Below are 2,899 nucleotides of genomic sequence, written 5' to 3'. Positions count from 1 at the left end.
TTATTCAAGCACGGCTCGAAGCGCTGCGTGAGGAGCTAAAAGCACTCAACATCCCATTAGTGGTTGAACGGTCGAATGATTTTACTGAGGCGGCGCGTACAGTGGCAGAGTATGCCACACAAACAGATGCACAAGCGGTATTCGCCAATCATGAGTACGAGCTCAATGAAGTCAAACGAGATGAACGCGTGCAGGCTGATTTAGCCGCCCGAGGGATTGCTTGGCATACCTATGCCGATCGCAATTTATTTGCCCCTGGAACGATAAAGTCAGGCAAGGGAGAAGCATACAAAGTGTTTACCCCGTTTAAAAAAGCGTGCTTGCGCGCGCTTGATAACTTGGACTTATCGCCCCGTAGAGCGCCGTCTGTGCGAGAAGAAACATCTGTGGTGAGAGACATCTTTTCTCAACTCGCCCCAATTGAGTTTGTCTACCCAACCGTAGATGTCTCTGCGTGGGCGAGTGACGAAAAAGGGATCCTTGATTGTTTGCGCGAATACTGTCGCGAGCGAGCGGCAGATTACAAAAAGCACCGTGACTTTCCTGCGATGGATGGCACCAGTCAGCTTTCCCCTTATCTCGCCATCGGCGCCGTGTCACCACGACAATGCTTAGCCCGACTTCAGGCGGAAAACGGCGATTGGCGTGAGCCCGATACCGGCGCTGCTACCAGGTTGTCTGAGCTTATTTGGCGAGATTTNGCGCAGAACCCTGCAATTAGCAAGCGGCAGTGTTTTTTAAGCTGGGGAGAGTCGGTGGTCTGGGAAAACGACTCAACCTTGTTTGAGGCGTGGAAAAACGGAAAAACGGGTTATCCGATTGTCGATGCCGCCATGCAGCAACTGAATCAAACCGGCTGGATGCACAACCGCTTACGAATGATCGTGGCGAGCTTTTTAACCAAAGATTTGCTGATCGACTGGCGCTGGGGCGAAGACTATTTTATGTCCAAACTGATTGATGGCGACTTTGCATCAAACAATGGCGGTTGGCAGTGGTCGGCATCTGTCGGCACCGATGCGCAGCCTTACTTCCGGATTTTTAACCCAACAACACAAGGAGAGCGGTTTGATAGTGATGGCCGTTTTATCCGCCGCTGGATTCCGGCTTTAAAATCGGTGCCTGGCAAGCATGTTCATCAACCCTGGCAATGGGCAGAAAAGTATGCTCAATCAATAGATTATCCACGACCTGTGGTTGATCACGCGAAACAAAGAAAGAAAGCGTTAGCCTTATTTGAAGCGGCTAAAAACCAGCATCAGGAGTCGTTTTAATGGCACATAATGATACACAAGCCGGAGTGAAGCAGTTTGTGTCTATTTATAAGGCATTAAACAAACGTAACTTAACGTCATTAGAAACTCTTTATCATCCAGAGATCGTGTTTCGTGACCCGGCACATGAGATTGTCGGACTGGCAGCCTTCATTCAGTATTTTACTGTGCTTTATGAGAATGTTACTGACTGTCAATTTGTTATTCATCACACCACGGTCGAAGACGATGACGCATTTGTCACCTGGACCATGACACTCTCGCATCCAAAGTTAGAAAAAGGCAAAGCGCGTCAGGTTCAAGGTTGCTCTCACTTGCGCTTTAGCGAGGGCAAAATTATCCGTCATCGTGACTACTTTGACATGGGCGAAATGCTGTATGAAGCATTGCCTTTACTCGGGCGCTTACTGAAACAGATTAAAACGAGGTTAGGACAATGAAACACGTAGTGATCACAGGCGCGACCTCTGGCATTGGCGAACAGTTGGCTCGAGATTATGCGCGACAAGGCTGGCAAGTCACCGCGTGTGGGCGCAATCAAGACAAACTGTTTGCAATGGCAAATGATCATGCCTCACTCACCCCCTTGGCGTTTGACGCGACCGATAGTGAACAAACCCATCAGGCATTGGGCAAACTCAGTATGGCCCCAGATTTGATCATTTTAAACGCGGGAACCTGCGAATATATCGATCAAGGTCGGGTCGATGTGTCGTTGTTTAAGCGCGTGTTTGATATCAATGTCTTTGGTGTGCTCAATTGTATTGAAGCATTACAAGCGGGTTTTAGTGATGCGACCCATCTTGCGATCGTGGGTTCCTCTGCCAGTTACATGCCGCTACCCCGAGCAGAAGCTTATGGCGCCTCCAAAGCGGCGATTAGCTATATCGCCAATACGTTATCCGCCGATCTTGCTCAGCAAGGAGTGACAGTGTCACTTGTTTCTCCTGGTTTCGTGGAAACCCCGCTCACGGACAAAAATGACTTTGCTATGCCAATGCGAGTCAGTGTTAAACAAGCCTCAGCGGCGATCCAGTCTGGATTAGCCAAAGGCAAGACAGAAGTGCATTTCCCACGAAAATTCACGTTTATTCTTAAATTTTTAGCGCTACTGCCTATGTCTTGGCAGATAGCCCTTGCTCGACGTATGACAAGGAACTAAACCATGAAAATTGCCATTATTGGTTCGGGCATTGCCGGGTTAACGTGCGCCCATTACCTTAACAAACAACATGATATTCAGTTATTTGAAGCGAATGACTACCTCGGTGGTCACACGGCGACCGTTGATATTGAGGTCGAAAGTGGTCAATACGCGATTGATACCGGCTTTATCGTCTTTAATGACAGAACTTATCCAAATTATGAGCGCTTGCTCAATGACATCGGGGTTGGACGTCAGCCTTCACAAATGAGTTTTAGTGTGCGCAACGATGCAAACGGCTTAGAATATAACGGCCACAGCTTGTCGTCGTTGTTTGCGCAAAAACGCAATATCGTTAATGTACGTTTTTATCGCTTTCTAGCCGAAATCATGCGCTTTAATCGTCTCGCACGTGACGCGTACGCAGCGAAAGATAGTGCCTCGTCTTCATCATTGAATACCTTAGGGGATTTCCTTAACC

The 2,899-nt window shown here is 48.3% G+C and carries 4 protein-coding genes; all 4 read left to right on the top strand.

Annotated elements, in window-relative coordinates; all coding sequences use genetic code 11:
• Positions 1 to 1,274, top strand: a 1,274-nt coding sequence (phrB, locus tag BZG79_RS14435; RefSeq protein ID WP_077774751.1) for a deoxyribodipyrimidine photo-lyase, incomplete at its 5' end; no start/stop codon positions are given.
• A complete protein-coding gene (locus BZG79_RS14430; protein ID WP_077774750.1) occupies positions 1,274 to 1,714 on the top strand; it encodes a nuclear transport factor 2 family protein in 441 nt (146 codons plus the stop codon). The genes phrB and BZG79_RS14430, both read left to right, overlap by 1 nt.
• The gene (locus tag BZG79_RS14425; protein WP_077677091.1) at positions 1,711 to 2,436 is read left to right on the top strand and encodes an SDR family NAD(P)-dependent oxidoreductase; all 726 of its coding nucleotides are present in this window, start codon (positions 1,711 to 1,713) and stop codon (positions 2,434 to 2,436) included. The genes BZG79_RS14430 and BZG79_RS14425 overlap by 4 nt, the downstream gene beginning before the upstream one ends.
• Positions 2,437 to 2,439: 3 nt before the next feature.
• Positions 2,440 to 2,899: FAD-dependent oxidoreductase (locus tag BZG79_RS14420; protein WP_199877945.1), on the top strand; the 460-nt coding region annotated here is incomplete at its 3' end.

This window comes from Salinivibrio sp. MA427 (assembly GCF_001996115.1).
Lineage (GTDB): Bacteria > Pseudomonadota > Gammaproteobacteria > Enterobacterales > Vibrionaceae > Salinivibrio > Salinivibrio costicola.
This window is presented reverse-complemented; position numbering and strand designations above follow the sequence as displayed.